Source organism: Paenibacillus sp. FSL H7-0331 (genome assembly GCF_001956045.1).
This window is the reverse complement of record NZ_MRTH01000066.1, coordinates 1-18,447: the sequence shown is the minus strand read 5'-3', so window position 1 is coordinate 18,447 and position 18,447 is coordinate 1. Positions and strand designations below refer to the sequence as shown.

At 43.6% G+C, this 18,447-nt stretch carries 20 protein-coding genes and 1 pseudogene; 5 read left to right on the top strand and 16 right to left on the bottom strand.

All coding sequences use genetic code 11. From position 1 onward, the window contains the following. The 15 genes and pseudogenes from BK127_RS44605 to BK127_RS39575 form a co-directional block, all read right to left on the bottom strand. Positions 1–272: pseudogene (locus BK127_RS44605) on the bottom strand (hypothetical protein); the annotation flags it as partial. A 207-nt stretch (positions 273–479) separates the two neighbouring features. Further along, positions 480–2,192, bottom strand: a complete 1,713-nt coding sequence (locus tag BK127_RS39640) for an ABC transporter permease (protein ID WP_372237415.1) — start codon at positions 2,190–2,192, stop codon at positions 480–482. A 14-nt stretch (positions 2,193–2,206) separates the two neighbouring features. After that, positions 2,207–3,214, bottom strand: coding sequence for an ABC transporter ATP-binding protein (locus BK127_RS39635; protein WP_076238178.1), 1,008 nt, complete (start codon positions 3,212–3,214; stop codon positions 2,207–2,209). A gap of 87 nt (positions 3,215–3,301) precedes the next feature. Beyond that, positions 3,302–4,414, bottom strand: coding sequence for an extracellular solute-binding protein (locus tag BK127_RS39630; protein WP_076238177.1), 1,113 nt, complete (start codon positions 4,412–4,414; stop codon positions 3,302–3,304). Positions 4,415–4,462: 48 nt separating this feature from the next. Continuing rightward, entirely contained in the window at positions 4,463–5,281 is an 819-nt protein-coding gene (locus BK127_RS39625) for an MBL fold metallo-hydrolase (RefSeq protein WP_076238176.1), read from the bottom strand. Beyond that, positions 5,282–6,445 carry a GntR family transcriptional regulator gene (locus BK127_RS39620; RefSeq protein ID WP_076238175.1) on the bottom strand — a complete coding sequence of 388 codons (1,164 nt, stop codon included), beginning with the start codon at positions 6,443–6,445 and terminating at the stop codon, positions 5,282–5,284. 910 nt (positions 6,446–7,355) lie between these two features. Beyond that, positions 7,356–7,571 (bottom strand): VanZ family protein, encoded by a 216-nt coding sequence (locus tag BK127_RS45940; RefSeq protein WP_076238174.1) that lies wholly within the window; start codon positions 7,569–7,571, stop codon positions 7,356–7,358. 365 nt (positions 7,572–7,936) lie between these two features. After that, positions 7,937–8,758, bottom strand: a complete 822-nt coding sequence (locus tag BK127_RS39610; protein ID WP_076238173.1) for an alpha/beta hydrolase — start codon at positions 8,756–8,758, stop codon at positions 7,937–7,939. A 53-nt stretch (positions 8,759–8,811) separates the two neighbouring features. Beyond that, positions 8,812–9,162, bottom strand: a complete 351-nt coding sequence (locus tag BK127_RS39605; RefSeq protein ID WP_256711656.1) for a MarR family winged helix-turn-helix transcriptional regulator — start codon at positions 9,160–9,162, stop codon at positions 8,812–8,814. Between the two features lie 382 nt (positions 9,163–9,544). Beyond that, positions 9,545–9,985 (bottom strand): SRPBCC family protein, encoded by a 441-nt coding sequence (locus BK127_RS39600; RefSeq protein WP_076238172.1) that lies wholly within the window; start codon positions 9,983–9,985, stop codon positions 9,545–9,547. After that, positions 9,982–10,431 carry an SRPBCC family protein gene (locus tag BK127_RS39595; RefSeq protein ID WP_076238171.1) on the bottom strand — a complete coding sequence of 150 codons (450 nt, stop codon included), beginning with the start codon at positions 10,429–10,431 and terminating at the stop codon, positions 9,982–9,984. The genes BK127_RS39600 and BK127_RS39595 overlap by 4 nt, the downstream gene beginning before the upstream one ends. Then, on the bottom strand, positions 10,428–10,934 hold the full coding sequence (locus BK127_RS39590; protein WP_076238170.1) for a MerR family transcriptional regulator: 507 nt from the start codon (positions 10,932–10,934) through the stop codon (positions 10,428–10,430). Before BK127_RS39590 ends, BK127_RS39595 begins: the two co-directional genes overlap by 4 nt. A gap of 470 nt (positions 10,935–11,404) precedes the next feature. Further along, positions 11,405–11,866 (bottom strand): phage tail protein, encoded by a 462-nt coding sequence (locus BK127_RS39585; RefSeq protein WP_076238180.1) that lies wholly within the window; start codon positions 11,864–11,866, stop codon positions 11,405–11,407. A 209-nt stretch (positions 11,867–12,075) separates the two neighbouring features. Continuing rightward, positions 12,076–12,687: a DUF4304 domain-containing protein gene (locus BK127_RS39580; RefSeq protein WP_076238179.1), complete on the bottom strand. Its 612-nt coding sequence runs from the start codon at positions 12,685–12,687 to the stop codon at positions 12,076–12,078. A gap of 257 nt (positions 12,688–12,944) precedes the next feature. Beyond that, entirely contained in the window at positions 12,945–13,274 is a 330-nt protein-coding gene (locus BK127_RS39575; protein WP_076238169.1) for a winged helix-turn-helix transcriptional regulator, read from the bottom strand. A 126-nt stretch (positions 13,275–13,400) separates the two neighbouring features. Between BK127_RS39575 and BK127_RS39570 the strand changes: the two genes are divergently transcribed. Together BK127_RS39570 and BK127_RS45935 are read left to right on the top strand one after the other, a co-directional pair. Then, complete coding sequence (locus BK127_RS39570; protein WP_076238168.1) at positions 13,401–14,039, top strand: NADPH-dependent F420 reductase; 639 nt, start codon at positions 13,401–13,403, stop codon at positions 14,037–14,039. Between the two features lie 58 nt (positions 14,040–14,097). Next, complete coding sequence (locus BK127_RS45935; RefSeq protein ID WP_083689941.1) at positions 14,098–14,259, top strand: zinc-binding dehydrogenase; 162 nt, start codon at positions 14,098–14,100, stop codon at positions 14,257–14,259. Between the two features lie 282 nt (positions 14,260–14,541). On the opposite strand, the gene trpB is transcribed toward BK127_RS45935, so the two are convergent. Then, positions 14,542–15,702, bottom strand: a complete 1,161-nt coding sequence (gene trpB, locus BK127_RS39560) for a tryptophan synthase subunit beta (RefSeq protein WP_076238167.1) — start codon at positions 15,700–15,702, stop codon at positions 14,542–14,544. A 546-nt stretch (positions 15,703–16,248) separates the two neighbouring features. On the opposite strand from trpB, the gene BK127_RS39555 reads away from it, so the two are divergent. The 3 genes from BK127_RS39555 to BK127_RS39545 form a co-directional block, all read left to right on the top strand. Continuing rightward, positions 16,249–17,145, top strand: a complete 897-nt coding sequence (locus tag BK127_RS39555; RefSeq protein ID WP_076238166.1) for a helix-turn-helix transcriptional regulator — start codon at positions 16,249–16,251, stop codon at positions 17,143–17,145. Between the two features lie 125 nt (positions 17,146–17,270). After that, entirely contained in the window at positions 17,271–17,726 is a 456-nt protein-coding gene (locus BK127_RS39550; RefSeq protein ID WP_076238165.1) for a VOC family protein, read from the top strand. Between the two features lie 257 nt (positions 17,727–17,983). Then, positions 17,984–18,447, top strand: a 464-nt coding sequence (locus tag BK127_RS39545; RefSeq protein ID WP_144026704.1) for a transposase, incomplete at its 3' end; no start/stop codon positions are given.

The window sequence follows — 18,447 nt, the reverse complement described above, 5'->3', positions numbered from 1 at the left end:
TCCTTATTAATCCTTTTAGAAATGTCCGCCATCGTGAGTCTGGGGTTCTTAAATAGCGCATAGAAGATATCACCATGCGAAGTGCCTATACCGTCTACCCCATTCTTCACCATCTCTTCTACAATAAACCGATTGACTTTCTCTCTAATTTTGGAGATTAATGAAATAGCATCTCTATTTTCCATAACCACATTATAGTTTGGTATCAAACAAATGGCAAGTGTACTTGATACGCTTCCCACTTCGGGATGCTGATGAAAGACCATTGACATTTATGGCCCATTCATTTAAAAGCTTGCCTTTATTTGTGGTAGGATTCTTCGTATCACTCTAACGGCAAAATTTTAAGGCACCCTGTTGACGATATGGGTGCCCTAATACTTCTGACAGTGTTTCATAGCAACGAACTGCGGTTAGGTAAATCCATATATCGCCGATGCCGAGATGACAAAAATCACCTGCATAGGTCAGCACATCTTTCAACGCTTACTTTTTCTTCCATAAACAAAGTATAACGTAATAGCGGACATGATCATCAATATGACGGAATATACCAAGGTTAACGCTTTGGTGTCAGCCAGAGCCTGTGCATCCGTACTGTTTTTGATAACGATGCCAAGAGGCTGGTACAAAGGATGATAGAGGAATACGGTTAGATCGTAATCCGCCAAAATACCATTGAAATTCAAAGCAAGCACGGCTAGCGTTGACGGGAGTATGATCGGTAACAATACTTTCGTGAACGTATAGAAAGACTTGGCACCCAAATTTTTCGCCGCATCCTCCAGATTACCGTCCAGACTGAAGAAGGACGCTTTCACCATTCGGAGGGTGAACGGAATGTGTACGATGACGTAGGCAAGAAATAGCATCCAGACCGTTCCCACTAATATCGAATTACCGATAATCAGTCTGGGTGAGTTAAAAGTTACGATGAGCCCGATTGCGATTAATGTCGAAGGCAGCATCCACGGGATCAATAGCGCGTACTCTAGAGCAATGGTCCATTTGTTCTTGAACTTATGCAATATTCTCGACGCCGCCAAGGCCAGGGCCACAACGGTTACCGATGCTGCAGCGGCATACACAATGCTCACCAGATAAGGCTTGAATGCGGACATGTTGGAGAACACATTCATGTAATTGCTTAAGGAGAAGCTGTTAAGGCTGAGCGTTGCCGTAGATATGCTGTGAGCATCCGTAAATGAAAACATCATAATAAGAACGACCGGAATGATATAAAGGAGAAACAGGAAGTAAGCCAGAATGTGCGCGGCTATATTGGCAAGCTTATTGTTGATCTTCTGCTTGACCAGCTCCGATTTTACTTTGGAAACGGACATGAAATTGCCTTTTCGTTCAAATCTGATCATAATGGTCAACAAAACTAAAGTAGCCAGACCGAGTATGAGCGCCAGAAGCGCGGCCAGATCTCTGGAGGACACACTGTTCGAGAAGGTCAGGATCATCGGCGTGATCGTTTGAAACTCTACTCCCCCCAGGATCAGTGGAGCGGACGTTGCAGCCAAGCCTGTCAGGAAGATCAGAATCGTCAGCGCAAACATCGTAGGCTTCAAGACCGGAAGAACCACCCTCCACAGGATATAAAAGGTGGATGCGCCCATATTTTTTGCCGCTTCTACGGTTTGAAAATCAATTTTACGAATGGCATTGCTTAGAAACAGGACGTGGTTGGACGTACAGGCGAAGGTCATTACGAATAGAACAGCCCAGTAGCCGTGAAACCATGTCGTATCAAAGGAAGGAAACAAATTGACCAAAACCTTGGTCATGAAGCCATTTTCACCATATACGAATTTATATCCGGACACTAATACAACACCGCTATAGATAAGGGTAGTAAAATAGCCAAGTCTTAAAATTTTCGCACCTTTGATATCAAAATACTCCGAGATCAGAACCAAAGTAACGCCAACAATATTTACCGTAAAAACAAGCGATACAGCCAGAATAAAGCTGTTATACAAGCTTCTCATCGCACGTTCGGATGAAAACAGCTTCTCTGCCGCCGCGAACGAAAATTTGCCGCCCTTAAAAAAGATTTCATAATAGATATTAATGTTGGGATAGATCAGAAAGGCAACGACAAACCAGGCTATCAGAGCGTAAAAAACGAATGCAGTCGGATTGATGGATGTGAGCCTTTTTTTTATTTTCTCTGCGTTCAACATACTTCCTCCTTCCCCTAGTACTGCAGAATATCGCTGACATTGATGTATATATCAATATCGTCACCGACTTTATTATGAGCAAGCCCGCTTTCCTTCTCGATCGTCTTTAGCAGCCCCCCACCGGCAACCTCTATTAAATATTTGCTGTATAGTCCATAAAACTCCTGATCCACGATAGTACCCTTCAATTGCACGGCATCCGTACTCGGCAGAGGCAGTAAGCTCACTTTTTCGTTGCGGATGTAGGCTATTTTATTCGGATCGATGAAATCCTTCAACCGACTGTTTTTAATAATCTGCTGATCGATCTTGTTGATATCACCTATGAAATTGCATACAAATTCCGTTTTAGATTGATTGTAGACTTCCTTGGGAATGTCGACTTGCTCTACGATTCCATTGTTGAATACGGCGATTCGATCAGACAAGGTTAACGCTTCTTCCTGATCATGAGTAACATAGATGGTCGTGATCCCGAACTTCTTTTGAAGATTTTTCAACTCATTTCGTAATTGTACCCTTAGCTTGGCGTCCAAATTAGATAAAGGCTCATCCAGCGCCAGAATGCTCGGCTTTAGAATCAGCGCTCTGGCAATAGCTACTCGCTGCTGCTGGCCGCCAGACAACTCCGACACTTTTTTAAAAATCTGCTCCTCCTTCAAATCCACCTTCTGGGCAATGTCACGCACTTCCCGATCTATTTCGGCCTTCGAAGCTTTCTTGACACGCAGGCCAAAGGCAATATTCTCATAAACGTTCATGGTCGGAAACAGGGCATAGCTTTGGAACACCATGCTGATCGCTCTTTTTTCTATAGGCACATTCGTGATATCCCTATCGCCTAACATAATTTGCCCGCTCGTAGGCTTAATGAATCCGACCAGACTGCGAAGAATCGTTGTTTTCCCGCACCCTGACGGACCGAGAAAGGTAAAAAACTCGCCTTCTTTTATGTGCAGATTCAGGTTTTTGATAGCATGGAAATTACCAAATTTTATTTGAATATCATTAAATGTTATCATAGTTACTCCTATACCTTTTTTTAATTTCTTAAAGAACAACTGCATATTGGAGCACCAATATGCAGTCCGTTATTCATTTCGTTTTATTTATTTCATGATCTGCAATTCAATTTTCTCTACCCATTTTCCAATGTTGTTGGCAATGAAACCCCAATCCAGAGGCTGAGCTTTCAAAGTAGCATATAATGCTTTCACGGGCTCATTGGCTTTGGCCACTGCTTTCGTATTTGCAGGCATGGAGTTGAACTTAGCGGCAAATTCTCCTTGAACCTCAGCGGTTCCAATCCACTCGGCGAACCGTTCTGCCGTTGCCTTCTTCTTGGTACCGTTAATAATCGCTACGTGCTCCACGATCATAGGCACGCCGATTTGCGGACTTACGATGCCTGCCTTCACTTTATACTGCTCTTCCTTCTTGCTGAGTGTACCGGAAACCACGGCTCCAAGCGGCGTTTTTCCACTTGCCAGGTTGGCGTAGAAGTCCTCTCCTTCGACCGCTCTAACACCGTTGTCAAATAATTGCTTAACTTCATCCCAGCCTTGCTTGGAAATGCCAAGTTCACCCTTCGGGTCCTGGTATCTGGTCAGAATTCCCGCTACTACGAGTTGCGGCGTAATTTGTCCAAGCAGGGTAGGCGCTTCATATTTGCCCTTGAGTGCTGCATTTTTGTAGAGGTCCGTCCAATCCTTTGGTGCCGTTTCGGCTGTAAAATTTTTCGGATTATAGCCAAGCAGAATCGCTTGCTTCACAAGACCGTGATAGAAGCCTTCCGGATCGTTTAAGCCCGGCTCAACTTCTCCAGCCCACTTCGGGACATATTTGGTCAGGACGTTTTCCTTCTTCAAATTTTCATAAAGCATATTGTTCAAACCGAACACAACGTCCGCAACCGGATTGTTCTTCTCTGCAATCAATCGGTTCGTCAGGTTGGCGCCACCTGCTCCAACAAGCTCCATCTCGAAGCCAGCGCTTTTCGCTTTCTCAATTAACCATTCGCCGCGCCCATCGGAGTTCGCATTCGTATAAACAATCAGCTTCTCATTCTTAACCGGTTCATTGGCTGCCGGTGCAGATGCAGACGGGGTGTTGGCCGGTGGGGTAGTCCCTGCAGCATTACCGTTATTATTGCCGCCACCGCAAGCAGTTACCGCTAGACACAGGACCGACAACAAAGATACACTTGCCATTTTTTTCATCATTCTTTTTGACACTCCTTTAGGTTATAGGTTGATTGTTTATAAATGAATCTAGATGTATAAAATTAATCCGTCATAGGCCACCACGACCCCGGCGGGTTTGAATATTTCGTCGAATTCATCATGAAGCAGCTTGGAATTATGACTAAAGTGCGTGACGACGATACGCCCTTCCTCTTTCAATATGTTTTCTTTCCGAAATTCACGCTGGGCCTCCAGCACCGTCTCAATACACATATGATTGCGATCGCGGGATTTACCTGTGTATCCGTGCGTGCAGTCGAGTATGGCGCAATCCAGATTTTTTCCCTTTAACCACGCCCATGTAGCTTCCGGAAACCATCCCGAATCATGTCCGTACAGCAGCTTTTTGCCATCCTTTTCGATCACGTACAACAAACAGGTTTCCATACTGTCATGATCCGCCAGCAGCGGTGTAACAAGAACATCACCCACCGTTATCGTCTCGAACGGGCGGAGCAGATGAAAAGCAAACCTTTCTCCTGCAAAACGGCCGATGGCAACACGCGTATGGTACATCACGGCATCATTGCCATAGATATGCATCGGATGCTGAAGGTTGTGAGCAATTCCCGCTCTCCGGCATTCCAAATCATAAGCATTAAAATGATCGGAGTGCGTATGGGTGACAAGCAGGTGCTCGATAGCGCCCAAATCAATATTGTCGCGAAGCGCCTGCATATAAGAATCGGGCGAATAGTCGAACTTGATTACATCGTCAATGATGGCCGAGCTTCGTGTTCGTATGTTTTTTCCTCCAAGCTTTCGTGCTTGGAGACAATGCTCACAGCGGCAAAATGCATTCGGAAAGCCCTCTGCAGCCGCGGTTCCTAGAAAATGAATTTTCATTTAAACTCCTCCTGTCAATCCTAAAGAAACGGATTTCCTCTCTACGATCGTCGTTTGAATTTTGATGGTAATCTGTTTCTCAAGAGAATGATTAATGCGCTTCATCAGTAGATTAAATGCCGATTGGGCAAGCTGCCCGGTATCCTGTCTGACCGTTGTAAGGGGAATCGGTGCTAACGCCGATAGATGGATATCGGAGAACCCAACAATAGAAAGCTTGTCAGGGACAGGGATCCCCATACTCATGGCTGTATATAAGGTTGAAATGGCTACATGATCATCCCCGCACATGAGGGCTGTCATCTGCGGATTTTCTTGAATAAACCGCTCCTGTTCTGGGTCGCACTCGTTAATACGACTTGTATCGCAGGGCACGATTTTAAAATGAATATATTGGTTTTTGACGGGAATTGCATGATCGAGCAGTGCCTGGATATAACCTAGATACCGCTCCTCCCTGCTGGTGATATTCTCTATCGAGTTCGATGTGTATCCGATTTCCCGGTGTCCCTTCTCGATCAAATACTTGGTCATCTGGTAAGAACCCTGATAATGATCGTGATACACGCAATCAATCTGAACCTCACGAAAGATCCGGTCGATAATAACAATCGGAAACTGCTGTAATTTCAATCTCAGCACCTGGTCACTGCATGTCTTGCGCCCCTGGGGAAATAAAATGATGCCGCCTATTCCCCCTTCAACAAGCTTCTGCAGGCAACGATCCTCATCCTCTTTACTCTTGCTGATTTTCAGAATAAGATCGCAATCGTGCTTGCGCACTTCGATCTCGGCTGCTGCAATAATTTTGGAGGTGTAATCAGATAGATGGGGCACGATAAGAGCTATCTGCTTACTCTGCCTCTCTTCCACTGGAAGCGCTTTATTTTCTGCTTGAAGCTCTCCGTTGAAAGGCGCTCCGTCCTGCTGTCCGGAAAGGAAGGTCCCCCTTCTCGGCAATCGGTACACCAGACCCTGCTCGGCCAGTCGTTCTAGTGCCAGCTTACTCGTCATCCGGCTTACGCCGAACAGCTTTGCAAGCTCTCCTTCCGATGGGACGGGGTCATGCGGTTGAAGCCTGCGGCTCTGGATGATGCCTATGACCTTATCGGCAATTTGCAGGTACAGTTGACTCGGTTTCTTTGACGCATGTACATTTTTCATCTAAGGTTATCCCTCGTTTTTATCAACATCATGGACTGCAACCCGTCTCACTGATTTCAAGTCTCTGATGTTATATTGGTTAGCATAAGTCTGCAGCCATTGTAAGGCTTCCATGTTCTTAGGATCATCGGGCATCACATTACTTGTGAATTGCTGTAAAAGTAACCGTTTTTATGATTATTCTTGTTTCTCATGCTACTAAGTATCGCCCCCTGATCAGTGATCTAAAATAAGCTTATATAATGTCACTGACATATTCAATGACATATTCATTAAGATTGTGTAAATAAAGCATTTTTCATCCGAATTTCTAGCTATATCAATGATTTCTATATCAGTGTATGTCCATTTTTCTATATCACAAAATTCACAAAATGATTCATATGTATGCTAGAGTTTTGAGTAACTGTTAATAACTGGAGTATTCCAGTAAACCATGGTGCTCCTAATAACCAAGTAACCATTACATTAATTGACAGCAACGGTTTTTCGGCATCCAAAACTATAACTGCTCTCTCAATTGGCGACAGCGATTATGTTGACTTTACTGGTCTAAGTTCAAGTTTAAATTATTACGTTAAATTTTCAGTACCTGCTACCGGTAACTCTTACTCTTTTAATGGATCTATAAGTAAAGTCTAGAGTCAATTGATTGAATTCTCAAAATCAAGACTACAACCTCTTATTTAGGGTTTGTAGTCTTAATTTTTGATTTCTAACATTAGATAATTAAAGCTTAAATATTCTTCTAAAAACACCGAGGTGATTTAATTGAGAAGGCGAGAAATATTTGGGATATATTGTTTTTATTCTATATATGCTTGTTACTATACTTTGTAGTTATAAAGTTCGATGGCGCACATGAAAGAATTTCTTATATACAATACAATAGAGATTTAGGTATTTATAATTATAATTTATTTCCATTTCGGACCTTATAACCTAACATCGTTATTAACTGGAAAATTTCTATTCCGACTATACTAATGAAACAAATTAAGATAGTCCTTTGGAATGTTCTTACTTTTTTAAGCACAATGGGAATCAGAAATCCTAGTGGAACAAACGCAGTGCAAAAAACTTTGCAAGAATGCGCAGTGTGATTTCGACGTTCCTCAAACAGCAACTTCCCGTACTTTCCTCACTAACCAACGCTATTCGCGGACAATTTAGTTTTTAGATGACCTAAGTAGTAACGACAATTTTAGAGATTAAACGCCGGGAGGGATAAAATAATGCTTTATCAAACCGTTAACGGCGAACCGTATCCGCAAATAAAACACAATATTGCATTAAACTGCTCGTTAGGTGAGTAAAGGTCTACCAAAGCGGCAGCCCGTATGTTATTATCGTACCCTTTTGCTTAGTTTCCCGATGAGTTCAAGCACAAGATCCTCCATATCCGTCCTCCGGATACCCTCACGGCAAAGCGCGTCCTCGCTGTTGATTACACACTACTCTACGGTAGGCTGTCTTAGCTTCGCGTCCATTTTATAATCTTTTTAACCAATCCATGATTGTATCTACCGCTTCCATATATCTCTGCCCTACGAGCACGCCGGTATGAGTTGTGTTCCAAAGCCCTTTATACTCAGCACGGAGGTGCTCCGCTGTCACTCTACCCCGACGGTCGTCATCATCACCGTTTACTGCTTTGACAACCAAGCAAGGGCAAGAAATCGAACTGCTGTCTATGGATATACCCTTTGCTTCGATTGAAAAAACAAAAGCACTAAATGCCTTCGATGACTCCATGGACAGATACTTCCTTTGAAATTCAATATCATCTGCCGTTTCATCTATGCTTGAAAGCTCTTCACGGACTGGTGCAGGCAATAGGATACCAGGTGTCATCTGGTCTAACTCTTTGTAGGGCACTACTTCAAAAACTTCTTTGCTTATGACTGAATCGATCAACACCAACCCGGCGATCTCGACGGTTTCAGCCAACTTTTGGCTCAAGATTCCCCCCATGCTAAATCCGATAAGAATCGGCGGAACCCCACACTCAGCGATAATCTCTTTCATATCCTCCAAATAATCCTTGAAAGTTATCTTCGTCATATCCAGCAGCCTACTTTTGTAATGACTTCTCAAGTTCATAACATAGCAGTTCCACCCTTCACTGATAAAGTGAGGTATATATTTGCTCCACATCCAGCTTCCAGTGAAGGCACCGTGTACAAAAAGTAACGGCGGCCTTTGTTTAGTTGCTTTAGGCAGGTTATCCCCCTCGAATATCTCTAAAAATAAATCGTTGTCCCCGATGTATTTCTCCGTATGATCAGGTAATTCTTTCGTAAAATCCCTCATGATTTTTCCTCCTCGCCATTTAATTTGATATCAAACTATATATCGAAAAAAATTTAAAAGTTGCCATAAATCTTTTTTAAAATGTTAAGCAGATCTTCTTTTTCTCTTTCAGAGATGTTGAGGTAAAACACGTCTAACATTTCTTTCGATATGGATTCAAAGATCGGTTTCAGCTCACTCCCCTTATGGGTTAAAGCAACATAAACAACCCTCGTGTCCTCTTTGTCCCTTTCCTTTGTCACATATCCGAGCCGAACCAGCTTGTCAACAAGTGCTGTGACTGTAGATTTATCCTTATTAATCCTTTTAGAAATGTCCGCCATCGTGAGTCTGGGGTTCTTAAATAGCGCATAGAAGATATCACCATGCGAAGTGCCAATACCGTCTACCCCATTCTTCACCATCTCTTCTACAATAAACCGATTGACTCTCTCTAATTTTGGAGATTAATGAAATAGCATCTCTATTTTCCATAACCACATTATAGTTTGATATCAAACAAATATCAAGTGCACTTGGTACGCCCCCCGCGGCGGGATGTTGATGAAAAACCATCGACATTTATGGATCATTTAATTAAAGGCTTGCTGTTAGTTGTGGTAGGACTTAGCTTAACAGGGCTATCGACGAAAAACCCGCCTTGACAGGCTGTCAGCTCTCCACCACCGAGCGTCCTCCGATTACTAAAATAAAAATCGCCGTCCATTCCCAACAGGGAACGTAAACGGCGACAATTTTAGAGTCATCACATAAGTGGCAGTTCAAAGCCGATATCACTTCGCAAAGCTAGTAGGCCAATTCCGCCAGTACCTTGCCCAGCCGGTCAAGCTGCTGTTCATTAGCTTCTTTGCAGATCGGCTTAGCTTGTTCAAAATCCTCTTTTTTCTTGAAAAGTTGACGGAAGGTGACCCTGGTGCGGCCCTCAAAGCCCTCGAAGGTAGCCGTTACCCGAAATTCGTGGCCGGATAGATGATCAAGCACGATCCGCTCCAGCGGCACGATCTCAACAAAGTCGTTATGGTTAGGATAATCCACGCCATCTGGTCCGTGCATGGTGAACTTCCACGTACCTCCCGGCCTCATATCGCACTCGTGAAACGTATTCGTGAAGCCTTGAGGTCCCCACCATCGGGCTAACAAATCGGGAGTTGTCCAGGCCCGAAACACGAGCTTCTGCGGGACATCGTACTCACGCGTAGCAATAAGTTCATTTTCACCTATTGTCATGTCCCTACCTCCCCTTCTACTACCTTACCCAGTGCGTCCAACATGACGTTTGTACCGTGTTCCCGTACTTCCGGCGTATCGTGTCCGTCAAAGAACACACCTTGTTCCGTGAAAATCAACTTCGTACCGCCCTCCAACTTGATAAGCTCGACCGTTGTGATCGAGACAGAGATGCGTATACCGTCCGCATCCAGGGTGTACGTATAGACAATGCGCTGCTCTGGAACAAGCTCCTGGTAGTTGGCGTCGAAGGTAAAGATCGGCCCTTCCGGCGGCCCGCCGCTGCTGTACTCGCGCCCGCCAACCTGGAAATCGAAGATTTCTGGCTTCGAAAACCACTTGGCCTTGGCAATTGGATCGGCCCATGCGTGATAAACCCGCTCCGGTGAAGCGGCATAAGTCCGCTCGACGACGAAGGTTCCATGCTTGACAAATCGTTCGTTCATTGATTTTCCTCCTTATGTTTCGGAATTCCGCTCTCTTCGGCAAGAAAGTCTCCCAACAGGTCCAAATGTCGCTCCCAACTCGTTTGCCGCTCAATGACCGGTTTCTCAAATCCCACCTTCATCGCTTGCAGAAGGTTCGTGAAATCTTCAACCGTTAATTCCGCCTTGCCCTGCATGAGCTTGGATACATAGCTGAGCTGCTCCAATAGTTTCTGCTGCAGTTTGATCTGTTCTTTGATTTGGTTTATCTGCATGTTGACGATCTCAAGCGGACTGATCTGCCCGCCAATTAAAACCGATTTAATCTCCTCGAGAGATAACCCCAGCTCCTTAAGCGATAATATCTGGTGCAATCGCGACAAGTCCAATTCATTGTACAGCCTGTGGCCGGATTCCGTTTGTCCCGACGGAGGGAACAACCCGATTTGATCATAAAACCGCAAGGTTCGTACGGTAAGCCCCGTCAGCTTGGCGAGATCTCCGACCTTCCAATGTCTCTTCATGAACCATCTCCACTCTTTGGTGCTAGCTATGTACCGGTAGCTCTATTGTAAAACATTACGTTACGTAAGGTGCAAGCAAAATCGTGACGCTCTACCAGAATTTTTTGCGCCCATATTTTTGAACACAAGCTATTATGTATAACGGCGAAAACTCCACCGTGGCGCTCATTAATGCCATTTTATAAGAAATATTCGTTTGGATAACCAAGCGTATATTCGAGTGTTTTTGAAAATTTAAGCAAACAGATAGAGCCTCTATTCTGCCAAACGGAATAGAGACTTATATCTTCACACTCAAGTGTAGCCAGTAACATATGAGCACCAGCGAAACGCGTTAACATGGTCAGCCTGATGACGGTCCGAGTCAACCATCCTGTACCCGAATAGACTTGCATCCATATAAGCCTGATCCCAGCGTAGACGACTCAGATCGCAATGACTGGATTCCTCCACTTGCGCTTTGGCTTACTTTAATATTGTCCTTTAATAACAAAAAACGAGCCACGAATTGTTCCAGCTAATTTAGACTTCTGCCTAGCAAACTTAAATTTCCCTTCCAATTCCTTGGGTACCTCCATCCCCTCAGAAAGCTTAAAACCAACAGCCCGCTTCTTAGGGTCATCAACCGTGTACATGACATTGATCCCAAGACCATCCTCATAAAAGACGTAGGTAAATTGGATATTTTCCACTTGAAAACGCGACGTTTCTAAAGGCTTGGCCGCAAACGCAATATCACGTTCTTTCAAAATGCGGTTCACATAATCAAGGTTCTCCTGACTTTCGCTAGCTGGTGTAACCGTAAATTCATGTTTGTATTTATTCATAAAGTAACGGGCTTCATTGGCACGTAAACCAGCAAGCGCTTCTGCTACAGGTGAAGACTCTAAACCTACCGTAGACACATTTTTAAAATCAACGATATACGACATTTCCATCCCTCGTTTTCTCTCATTATTTCTTATATACAAAAATTTAATCTTCTTTATCTACCAAATAGTATACCAAAAATGATTCAATATAAACGTTCACGTTTTGGATATGATAAACCACGTTGTTTGGTTCTAGGACTATTATCTTGCTTTTTTAATCTACAAATAAGACCGTCGAAGTAATCGGCGGCCTCGTTCAATATGCAGACTTATAGCTTATCGAATTCCACTCCGTATTTATTGAAGATGGTCTTGTATTTATTTTCGAAGATGCTCCATCGGTTTTCTGTTCCGTGCTTTTCCTGCAAAGCCTTCAAATAATGTTGTGCCGCTGCTACATCATTGGATTGTAATAGCAAATGAAAGCTCTCTTCACCCAGATGTAAAAATGGACCTGAAGTGTAATAATCAACAATTGATCTGGCACTGGTCATCGTATCATAGAAATGAATAACCTCTTCTAATCCGCTTAGCAGCGTTTTTATTAAATCATCCCTATTCGTATCAGAAGTGATAGAAAATCGATCTGGAACGGACTCAGCAATTTGCCCAATTCTTGCTCTGAAATGACACTCTGATTCTTTGGGTGCTGTCAGAATCTCTCTCGATTGTATCTGTGCCAACTCCGCTGAATAAATACCGCAGTTCACATAAAACATTACATTGTCCGCTGCATTGCCAGAGGATTTTTGGAAATTGAACATGTAGATGAGGTTTCCTGTTATCTTATTAAAATTCAAACTCTTCTTTGCGAAGCCACGCTTGGAAAGAAACGGTTTAACGTCCTGCTTTATCAGATCGTTAAAGAGCTGCTGCAATATGATCCCTCCTAGAAGATTGCTATTTCTAAATAACCCCATAAGAACGATTCTTCATCATCTCCAATTAAGCAAGGAGCAACGCCTATACAGTTCATGCATTTTCAAAATGAAATTCATATTTACTAAATCGATTTCTGAGATTTTCTTCGTACGGTATCCACTCTGAATCACTCCATAAAGACATTTTCTCGTGTTCCGACAGCTTATCTTTTACGTAAACTGTTACGAGCAGATCTCACCCAAAATGATTGCTGCCACTATTTTTTTTCTGAATAGATGTACCTTTCGCCCCACTCGCTCATCCCATTAAGAAATACAATCATTGAACGTCCACGGGAAGTCAACGAGTATTCTACTTTTGGCGGAGTCTCTAAATAAATTTTCCTTTCGATGATACCGTCAGCCTCAAGCTCCCGAAGTTGCTCAGTCAATATTTTTTTAGAAATCGACGGTAAATGTCGTAACAATTCGCTATAACGTGCTGGTTCCATATTTTTATACAGATACCGATATATTGGAATTTTCCATCTTCCACCTATAATTGAAATTACAAGTTCAACGGGGCAATCGTTTAATTGGACAGGCATTGTTTCACCTCAAGTTTTTAACTAAATTATACATCATATCAAACCCACTATTGGATACTAAAAAGTGCCTTATTGCTTGCAAAATAAAAAGTTCATATAATCACTTCATCGAGAGGAGAGGATGATATGAATATTGGAATCCTTGGGGCAGGTAATGTAGGGTTAGCATTAAGCAAAGGGTTAGTTCATGCAGGTCATCATGTATTAATTAGCAGCCGCGATCCTAAAAATTCTAAATATTTTGCTTGGAAGCATGATGTCGGGAATAATGGGGATATTACTACCTTTAATATTGCTGCCCAGTTGGCTGAGATTATCATTGTAGCGCTTCCTTGGTCATGTTTGAAGGAAGTACTAGAAAAGATTGACCCTGCGCACCTGAAAAACAAAACTATAATTGATGTAAGTAATGCTGTTCAATTTGACAATGCTCCCCGCTTGTTATTCGATAGTACTTCAGCAGGTGAGTTGATTCAGGGGTTGTTACCTGACAGCTATGTCGTTAAAACACTCAACACGATCAGTGATAAGAAAATGGTTCATCCAAACTTCATAGAAGGCATGCCAACCATGTTTATCTCAGGCAATGAAATACATTCCAAAAATCAGGTCAAATCTCTTCTTAACGATCTTGGTTGGATTGACATCGTTGACTTGGGGGACATTCGACAAAGCCGCCTGCAAGAATCCATCATGCTTGTATGTGTAATAAGCGAAATCCAGTTACAATCACCTGATTCGGCATTTGCTTTGCTAAAGCATTAACTATTTGATTAGTATCGTTGCAATATGCAGGGAAACTCCTCCAGGTTAAGGGAGAGTTCTGTTTTCCGCTTTACCACTATTTGTATACCCGGTAGACAGCGGAGGGCTGAACGTGACGATCGATTGTATATTTCCTCTGAAGGAGACGGCCACCGCACATAGAAAAAGCGAAAGCCGTCGGGTGCGCGGTAAAATCGTTATCTCCGTTATTTTAGCTTAGCAATAAAGCGGATAAAGAACGGGAAAGCCTGTGAAACTATTCCAGTGATAATCCAAAACCTCGTTCCTTCCGCTTTTACTATATAACTGCCTTTAAAAAAGTGGAAGGATGGTGAGCTAAATATGAAGATTTTAATTATCGGTGGGGGAAACCTTCCGCCCTCACTTATGATACGGTTCAACGTAACCTATCTAAGGAAAAGTCGAAGGGCACCCAATTGGACGCCCTTCCGACTTACACATCTTTTTCTACTGTGTTCTAAAAAGTGATGCATCCGTTGTTTTATTTGAGCATTTGATACACTTGTTCGACATCCTTATCCCCGCGGCCAGACAAATTGATGATGATAATTTGATCCTGACCCATCGTAGGCGCCAGCTTCTTCGCGTATGCAATAGCATGCGCACTCTCTAGGGCAGGGATAATTCCCTCTGTGCGGGACAGTTCCTGGAAGGCTTCCAGAACTTCCTCATTGGTGACAGTTGCATATTCAGCCCGTTCCGTCACCTTCAGGTGGCTATGCTCCGGCCCAATGCCCGGATAATCAAGTCCCGCGGCGATCGAATAGGTCTTCCTCGGCTGACCTTCCTCGTCCAGCAGCACTAAGCACTTGAAGCCGTGAATGATACTCGGGACACCCTGGGTTAAGGATGGCGCTTGATCGGGCTCAACACCGATCAAGCGAACGGTCGGCTCGTCGATGTAGTGGGCGAATGCACCAATCGCATTGCTGCCACCGCCTACGCAGGCCACTACCGCATCCGGCAAACGGCCTTCTTTCTCCATAATCTGCAGCTTCGATTCCTCGCTAATAATCGCCTGAAAGTGCTTGACCATCGTCGGAAACGGATGCGGACCCACTGCGGAACCCAGCAAATAAAACGTATTTTTATAATTGCGAACTAGATCGTCCAGCGCTTCATCTACAGCGTCCTTCAGTCGTCCTTGGCCTTTATGAACCGGCACGACAGTCGCGCCGAGCAGCTCCATACGGAACACGTTAAGCGCCTGCCGGCGCGTATCTTCAGCTCCCATGTAGATGACACATTCCATATTAAACATGGCACAAGCCGTTGCCGTAGCAACACCGTGCTGTCCGGCACCGGTCTCGGCGATAATCCGCTGGGCACCCATCCGCTTAGCGAGCAGAATCTGGCCAATGGCATTGTTGATCTTATGCGCTCCGGTATGATTCAGATCCTCCCGCTTCAAGTAAATCTTCGGCCCTCCCCAAGCTTTGGTCAGCCGCTCCGCATACGTCAGCGGATTCGCGCGACCAACGTATTCGCGCAGGTAATACCGCAGCTCTTCCTTATATTCTGGGTCGTCTCTAAACTTGTAAAATTGCTCACTCAAATAGCTTAACACTTCCTGCAATTCCGGCGGGACAAAGCTGCCCCCGAACTCTCCAAAGTATCCCTCTTGCTGCAATTCTTGCTCCATAAGTAAGCGCCTCCACTAATTGAAATAGAAATGGTGATCCACACCTAACATCTTACCATAAATAACAGAAGGCCTGAATATGGTGGTATTCAAAGTTATTTTTGCCTTTGAGATTATCAAGTCCGATAAATTGCTCAAGTGACTACACATTTTTTGTGAATACAACCAAGTTCTTGCCATTTGTACAATCACACTATTCCCACATCCAAATCCTCTGCTTTAATTATGACTAACAATCAACTCTGGAACCTGTTTTAGATATTTTTTCATAATTACAGCATCAAATACGAATTCGTTAAACTTCACCCTATTTGTGATACGGTTCACCATGTGAAACGTAGAATTAAGACACCTTAAACAAATGAAAATAAGATTGAAGAAAATAGAAAAACACCTCTCGGTCTGGTAGAGTGAGATTTATAGGCACCTTCTCCATAATTGCTTTTTTAAGAGTAATCCTGTAGAAATACATGAAGTGGGCCTCTTCAAAAGGAAACTTGATATTTAAGTATAGTCTAGAAAAATATCCCTAAGGAGTCATGTCCATTGGCTGTACCCTGGAGTAGATTGACAAAAACATCCCATATCCTAACCAAAACATCAACCCATCAACAAAAAATATTGAGAATGAATGGACTATCTGCCATCGAATCTTGTACTCGTACAGAAGGCGCCACCGGCACATTATTTCTAGAAGACCATATGCTCTTATTCGTAATTGAAGGGGTATATACCGTGCAGTTTGGAACTGAGGTGCATACGGTACACAAGCACGAAATGGCGCTGATCCATAAATCTATTACGATCCAATATGAAAAGAGCGGGGAACCCAACTCCGATTATGTACTCAACTATATGATGTTCTTGTTAAAAGACGAATTAATTAACGAGTTTATGAAACTAGCAGATTATACTTCTGCTTTAGTAGTTAGGATACCAGCCTCGGTATCTGTACATACGATTGATGATAGACTCTTCAGCTATCTGGAATCATTGAGACCGTATTTCAATGAGCCGGAACGGATTAGAGATGGGTTGGTTAAGGTAAAGTTATTAGAATTATTATTTGGCATAGCCGATAGAAATGATATTTTCCTGTCTGAGCTTTCCGAAATCAAGCGCCAAGAACGCAAAAGCATCAAGGACGTCGTTGATGCAAATATTACGAATCCTGTAACCTTGCATGATCTTGCCTACTTATCTGGACGAAGCCTGTCCTCTTTCAAACGTGATTTTAAAGCTGTCTATAATACCTCTCCACTCCAGTGGATACGAAACCGTCGATTGGATAAAGCAAAAGAAATGCTGATCCATTCGTCCTTATCCGTAACTGAAGTTTGCTTCTCAACGGGTTTCGAGAATGTCTCACACTTCTCCAAAGTGTTTAAGCTGAGATTTGGAATCCCACCTTCTACACTCAAACAACCGCCAAAACACGGATGAACTTCACCTGAGCTAAATGAACAACTGATTTGGGCCTCCGAACAAAGTATAGGGTGCAGCCATCTGGTACATTTATTCATGTACCTAGTCAAGTCTAGTCCTATTGAACCCAAGGAGGAAAAATCATGTCTAACTCTAACCTTCGGCAGGATTCTGCTGCCAACCCTATCGCTTCGCTGAAAGGTCATCATATCGCTATCCGCGTGCCAGACTATGAGGCTGCAAAGAGTTGGTACGTGGAGAAACTGGGCTTCCGTGTCATTCAAGAATGGCCGTTTGGAGACCTGCTGCTTGCTTATGTCGCCCCGCCCCACGACGACTCCTTTTACTTTGAGATTATTGGAGACGGAGAGGTAAGTGACGCTCCCATTTACAGTGATATTAACAGCAGTATGTATAAAGCCGGTTACCATCACCTCTGCATGACCGTGAACGACGTGGATGAGGCGATTGCGTATTTGGATTCCAAAGGGGTCAGCCTAATCGGGGAGCCTTTTGACTTGGATGCCATCCGTCGCCGTCTCGCATTTTTCAGCGATCCATGGGGGAATATTTTCGAATTGGCTCAGGAAAAGGAATAGAAATAGCCCGTCCGTCAGCATCTATTCAAAAAAAGGGCAAGCACCCATCGTTTCTCCGCCATAGCCTTATGTGTAACTACCAATCTTGTATACCTAGGGTAGGGTAAATTTATTCTTTCATATAGAACAAAAAGAGGGTGTCCCAAAAGCCATGAAAATGGCGAGGGGCACCCTCGTTGCAATTTCGTCAAACAAAAAGAAACCATTCTTTGGTAAAATGGAAGTGCGACCCACCATTTACGAAAGGAACGGTTTCTTTGTACATTCAATATACCATGGATCAACTTATGCTGCCAATGGATCTGGAAGAAGATATTCCCCAAAATCACCTCGTTCGAGTTGTGAATACAGCCATAAATCGTCTAGACGACGCCATCTTCGATGCCGCTTATCCAGGTGGTGGGCGAGACAGCTACCATCCTAAGATGCTCACGAAAGTGATCATTTACGCTTACACTCAGCGCTTGTACTCATCCCGTCAAATTGCAAAAGCGGTTCGCGAAAATATCATGTTCATGTGGATTGCCGGCAGACAACGCCCGGACTTCCGTACCATCAACCGGTTTCGGTCCGAACGAATGAAAGCTGTGCTAGAGACCGTGTTCACTGCGGTTCTGCAGTTTTTAGCGGACGAGAAATACGTTCAACTTGAACACTACTTTGTTGACGGCACCAAAATCGAAGCGAATGCCAATCGGTATACGTTTGTTTGGGGTAAAGC